This is a genomic window from Sulfuricurvum sp. (assembly GCF_028712165.1).
Lineage (GTDB): Bacteria > Campylobacterota > Campylobacteria > Campylobacterales > Sulfurimonadaceae > Sulfuricurvum.
Map to the genome: position 1 here is coordinate 1 of NZ_JAQTQR010000109.1, position 5,422 is coordinate 5,422.

Genomic DNA, 5,422 nt, shown 5'->3' on the forward strand with positions numbered 1-5,422 from the left:
ATCCACAGCAAACTAGCACGCACACCAGTATATTTTCATCTTGTTTTAGCAATGGATGCGGTTATTATATTGTGCCTGAAAATGTTGATAAAGTGGCCGTTATGTTTTCAGTTCGTCGTCTTATAAAGCCGACATGGCTAAACGACCGTGACCAATTTTTACAGCCCACCGAATTCTTATCCGATGAGTTTAAAAATGATTGTTTGATCTGGATGCTCTTTAATGGCAGTAACCTAACCGCCAGTGCTGATGATCTCGAGTGGAACAATCAAAAATGGTCAATTGTGAACCATTTTATCCCCTTTAGCGAAGTAGAAGTTGGTTCGCCGGATCGGTTTGAATCCGATTTTATGGTGGAGTATTTGAGTGATAAAACACTTTCATCCGAAGCTGCCGCTGTGATGGATGAAGGACGAAAACTGTGGCAATCTTATTTTTCAATGATAGATGTGCGAACGGTGCGGGATGAACTCAAACTCAACCGTAGCGATGTGGGATGGTATCAAGTGCGTAAAGCTCTCGAAGCACGTAATAAAGAGGGTCAGGGCATACCGAGTGATTTTACTGCATTTAAATCGGTGTATGAAGCATTAGGGATAAACTTCGACCTATGGTTTATGAACTAGGATTTTTAAGGTAAATTCACAGTAGTAAATTATGAAAAATTAAAAGAAGAGGGGATTGCAAATGGAAAAAGAGATCATACTCAGCCTTACAGCAAATTTTGAAGATTTTGTACAGCGTACAGAAGATGGTGTTGAATTTTGGTTGGCTAGGGATTTACAAGAGCTTCTTGGTTATTCAAAATGGAGCAACTTTGTTAATGTAATTGCAAAAGCAAAAATTGCGTGCGAAGTGTCAAATCAGAATGTTTCCGATCATTTTGCCGACGTCGGCAAAACGATCGAAATGCCAAAATCTGCGGTCAAAGAGATAGACGATATTATGCTAACTCGTTATGCTTGTTATCTCATTGCACAAAATGGAGACAGCAAAAAGCAGGAAATTGCATTTGCTCAAACTTATTTTGCGATGCAAACAAGAAAAGCGGAACTCATAGAACAACAGATGTTGGAATTTGAAAGAGTACAGGCACGTGCCAAGCTAGCGCATACAGAAAAGGAACTTTCACAGGTTATTTATGAGCAAACTGGTAGAAATGATAATTTTGCAGTCATTCGAAGCAAGGGAGATCAAGCACTTTTTGGTCGCACTACTGCACAAATGAAAGAGCGTTGGGGTATAAAAGAAACAAAACCTTTGGCGGATTTTATGCCCACGATTTTATTAAAAGCAAAAGATTTTGCCTCTGAGATTACCATTTATAATGCAAAAGAAAAACAGATGCAAAATGAGCGAGAAATATCAAATGAACATATTACAAATAACGAAGCAGTTAGACAAACTTTGCTAAGCAGAGGTATTGTTCCTGAAAATATACTGCCGCAAGAAGACATCAAGAAGGTAGAAAGAAAACTTAACACACAAAATAAAAAAGCACTTGCGACTAATGATACGTTAAATAAACAATAACCTTTAGTGGGGACGTGGATTCATGACGAACGGTGGAAAGTAAAATTTACTTCGCCATCTCTTTTCCGGCAATCATTCCGCTAGCCCATGCAAAGTTAAAATTATAACCCCCGCGTTTTCCTACGATATCGAGAACTTCACCCGAAAAATAGAGTCCCTCTATCCGTTTTGATTCCATTGTTTTATTATTGACTTGATCTGTATTGACACCGCCGCCGCTTACTTCGGCATGTTTGAACCCGTGGGTATCGCTCACGTCAAATTTCCATTCACCGATTAGATGGGTTAGCTTTTTGACCTCTTTCGGATTGAGTGTGGATACAGGTGTAGAGAGTGAGATTACGGCATCTTCGAGGAGGTAGGTCACTATTTTGGCTGGGATGAGACCGCAGAGCGCAGTATGGACATCATGTTTCGGGACGGAAGCGAATAGCTTCTCGATCACATTGGCAAGACTTGTTCTGTCATAACGGGGAAGCAGATTAAGGGAAATGCTAACACGTTGTTTGTTGAGGAGAGCATAGGAAGCCTTCTGGCTGATGTCGAGGATAGCAAGTCCTGAAATCCCGTACGCAGCAAACAGGATATCGCCTTGGACTTTTTCTTTGGATTTTCCGTTGATGAAGAGGGTCACTTCCGCCGTTGTTTTGACTCCTGCCATTTTATGATGATTTTTGGAGTTGAGATGGAGCTGTACTAACGAAGGATAGGTCGGAAGGATCTCATGTCCGAATTGTTTTGCGAAGGTATAACCATCGGCTGATGCTCCCAGTTGGGGCGCTGCTTCGCTTCCTGTGGCAATCAAAACTTTGTTATAGCTGTGTTTGCCTTGTTGTGATTGAATACAGAAATGCGAATCTTCTTTTGTAATAGCTGTGACTTTTGAATCGGTGAGAATTTTAACACCCGATTCGCTCACCGCACTTTTAAAAGCGATCAAGACCGATTTGGCTTCGTTTGAGAGGGGGTAGCATCTGCCGTCGTCTTTAACATCGAGAATCAGCCCAATAGAGTTGCAGAACTTTTCAAAATAGTGAAAATTGAGCTGTTTGAGAGCGTACGTGACAAAATGGGGATCATTTCCGGCATAATCTTCGAAAGTGGCAGTGGTATTGATAATATTGCACCGTCCGTTACCGGAAGCCAATATCTTTTTTCCGACACCGGAGTTGTGTTCATAGACAGTAACATCCGCACCGGCACGTGAGGCAAAGAGTGCCGCCATCAGTCCGCTGGCACCCCCGCCGATAATAGCAACTTTATTGGATGAACTCACCCCTCTCTCCCATACAACTCATTATAAAGCTCCATAGCATACCGATCCGACATACTGGCGATATAGTCACTGATAACACGATGTTTGTTGCGTCTATCCAGTTGTTCCACGTAATAACGAGGCAACATTTTCGGTTCTTCCATAAGGGCGTTAAAGAGCCCTATGATGGCTTGTTTTCCGGCAAACATCTTTCTCATAATGTGTTTGTGTTGATAGAGTTCTTTAAAGAGAACTTTTTTTAATTTTTTGATCTGTGTTTCGAGTTCCGGTTCAAATCCGATAACAATCGGCTCGGAAGCCGGTATAACGGAGGCTAACACCCTCGTGTTATCGATTTTATCTTTGGAATACTCGAGCAATGAATAGACCAGATGATTGATAAGATGGGAACTGAAACGGTAGCGGAACATTTCATCTTCGTTTTCGTGTATCCCCTCATCATACACTTTTTGTAAGATGGTTTGGATCAGTTCACTCGATTGGAGTGTTTCAAATGTTATTAACCCCGAAGCAACACCGTCGTCTATGTCGTGGCTGATATAGGCGATCTCATCGGCACGGTCAACGATCATTGCTTCGATGCTTGGGTGGGTATCAAGCGAGAATGCTTCACGGACACTGTCGGGCAAAAACGCTTTGTTATAGGGATAAGAGTGTTTTAAAATCCCTTCCAGAGTGGCGTAAGTGAGATTCAGACCCAAAAATGCTTTATAACGCTGTTCGAGCTTCGTAACAACACGGAAACTCTGAAAATTGTGCTCGAATCCGCTCGTAAATCCCCGCTCGCGTAAACACTCATCAAGCGTGTCACCACCGATATGTCCAAAAGGTGTATGTCCTAAGTCATGCGAGAGGGCGATGCTTTCGGCTAATGACTCTTCCAGTCCCAGATGAGATGCGATCGAACGGGCTATTTGGCTTACTTCAATACTGTGGGTGAGACGGGTACGGAAGAAATCACCTTGCGAGTTTAAAAAAACTTGTGTTTTGTATTCGAGACGGCGAAAACTTCCGGAATGGATAATGCGATCACGATCTCGGGCATAGGGAGAGCGGAAATCATCACTGATAGGATAAAAACGTTGGTTTGGGAGCACAGGAACCCTTTGTATAGTGTAAAAGTATTATACAGTGATTTATAGCGCTCCTAAAAACGGCTAACGCTATAAAAAATACAGTTCTAATATTTTTTTGTGCAAAAATTTGAAAATCTTTACACAAAATTAACACTTCTTTTCTACAATGGTGATTCGATTCTCCTTCGTTAGTTTGACCGAAATACTGCATCTGCGTGTTTCGGTTTGCTATATGCTTACTTTAATTTCTATTTCTTTTCATAATAAAACGGTATACATCGCAAAACAAGATATAATTATTTATTACGAGTCAAGGTATGAAATATGGATAAAAAAAATGATAAATGGACACAGTCGTCTTTAATTTCGGATAGTGCACGTGATAGCGCAAAGACATATCAAAGAGAAAATCTTAAAGCGCGTCGTAATATCGAAGAGGATTTTTTTAAGAAATCTCTTGATTATCGTGATTTTGTTTTCTCGCCTGAGGGATACGAAGGGATTGTGCTCTCACTATATATACTAATTATCCCTTATTTGGCTGGATTGTCATTTTTATATCTTTTTGTTGCCGAAGCAAGTTATGAATATTTTTTACAATTTAATCTAACCTCGTTTGCCATCATCTGGGCTATAGGGTATGAAGTATGTGCCGTCTCAATTTTGGTTGGAATTTTTTTATTCTGGCTTAAACATCTTAGTAATCGTATGAACAAAGAACAAGCACGAAAAAAGCCTCCAAAAAATCACTATAAGTTCTAAAAATAATTCGCTTCTTTTAAAGTTTTAAAAACAACAGGGTCGAAGCGAATTTTATATTTTCAACCTATAATATATTGACACTACAAAGCGGACGCATTTATGTCCAAAAAATAGCCAATTTAATAGTCATTTGTTACTTTTTATTCACAGAATAAAGTTATAATACATTAAAAATTTCAAAAGGCTCTTTTTGAATGGCAAATGATCGTGAAAAAAGATATCAATCAGCGCTTATATCGGATACGGCACGTGAAAATGCAAAAAGTTATACAAATGAAAAGCAAAAAATAAGACGGCAGATTGAAGATAATTTTTTTAAAAAATCATTAGATTTTCGAGATTTTGTATTTTCGCCTGAAGGGTATGAAGGGATTTTTGTAGGGATTTATATCGCTTTAATTCCATATTTGATGGGATTGTTGGTTCTGTTTTTTATCGCTGAAGCAAGTTATGAACATTTTATTGAGTTTAATTTAACATCTTACTTGATTATTTGGGCGATAGGATATGAAGTATGTGCAGCCCTAATTTTAATAATTATATTTTTTGCATGGCTCAAGCAGATATCTAACCGATGGGAGAGGGAGCAAGTTCGTAAAAAACCTACACGAAGTTGGTAATAATAGTGAACCCTTAAGCTATATTGGATACAATTTCATTCTTTCTTAAAATGGACAGCTGGCCGAGTGGTCGATGGCGCACGCCTGGAACGCGTGTGTAGGGCAACCTACCTAGAGTTCGAATCTCTAGCTGTCCGCCATACCCCTTTAGAACC

The 5,422-nt window shown here is 39.7% G+C and carries 5 protein-coding genes, 1 tRNA gene and 1 pseudogene; 5 read left to right on the plus strand and 2 right to left on the minus strand.

Annotated features, from left to right (window positions below):
• Window positions 1–626 (plus strand): annotated as a pseudogene (locus tag PHP90_RS13525) (hypothetical protein); the annotation flags it as partial.
• Window positions 627–687: 61 nt separating this feature from the next.
• The gene (gene dinD / locus PHP90_RS13530) at window positions 688–1,533 is read left to right on the plus strand and encodes a DNA damage-inducible protein D (protein ID WP_299930961.1); all 846 of its coding nucleotides are present in this window, start codon (window positions 688–690) and stop codon (window positions 1,531–1,533) included.
• 46 nt (window positions 1,534–1,579) lie between these two features.
• On the opposite strand, the gene PHP90_RS13535 is transcribed toward dinD, so the two are convergent.
• Complete coding sequence (locus PHP90_RS13535; protein WP_299930963.1) at window positions 1,580–2,809, minus strand: NAD(P)/FAD-dependent oxidoreductase; 1,230 nt, start codon at window positions 2,807–2,809, stop codon at window positions 1,580–1,582.
• On the minus strand, window positions 2,806–3,906 hold the full coding sequence (locus PHP90_RS13540; RefSeq protein ID WP_299930965.1) for a deoxyguanosinetriphosphate triphosphohydrolase: 1,101 nt from the start codon (window positions 3,904–3,906) through the stop codon (window positions 2,806–2,808). The genes PHP90_RS13535 and PHP90_RS13540 overlap by 4 nt, the downstream gene beginning before the upstream one ends.
• A gap of 303 nt (window positions 3,907–4,209) precedes the next feature.
• Between PHP90_RS13540 and PHP90_RS13545 the strand changes: the two genes are divergently transcribed.
• The 3 genes from PHP90_RS13545 (at window position 4,210) to PHP90_RS13555 (ending at window position 5,407) form a co-directional block, all read left to right on the plus strand.
• The gene (locus PHP90_RS13545; RefSeq protein WP_299930967.1) at window positions 4,210–4,647 is read left to right on the plus strand and encodes a hypothetical protein; all 438 of its coding nucleotides are present in this window, start codon (window positions 4,210–4,212) and stop codon (window positions 4,645–4,647) included.
• Window positions 4,648–4,841: 194 nt separating this feature from the next.
• Window positions 4,842–5,267, plus strand: a complete 426-nt coding sequence (locus tag PHP90_RS13550) for a hypothetical protein (protein ID WP_299930969.1) — start codon at window positions 4,842–4,844, stop codon at window positions 5,265–5,267.
• 52 nt (window positions 5,268–5,319) lie between these two features.
• Window positions 5,320–5,407: transfer RNA gene (locus PHP90_RS13555), tRNA-Ser, on the plus strand.
• The last annotated feature ends 15 nt before the right edge of the window (window positions 5,408–5,422 follow it).

Bases quoted from the DNA above. Each gene is read 5' to 3' on its own strand.
- dinD (WP_299930961.1), top strand. From the start codon at position 688: ATGGAAAAAGAGATCATACTCAGCCTTACAGCAAATTTTGAAGATTTT.
- PHP90_RS13545 (WP_299930967.1), top strand. From the start codon at position 4,210: ATGGATAAAAAAAATGATAAATGGACACAGTCGTCTTTAATTTCGGAT.
- PHP90_RS13550 (WP_299930969.1), top strand. From the start codon at position 4,842: ATGGCAAATGATCGTGAAAAAAGATATCAATCAGCGCTTATATCGGAT.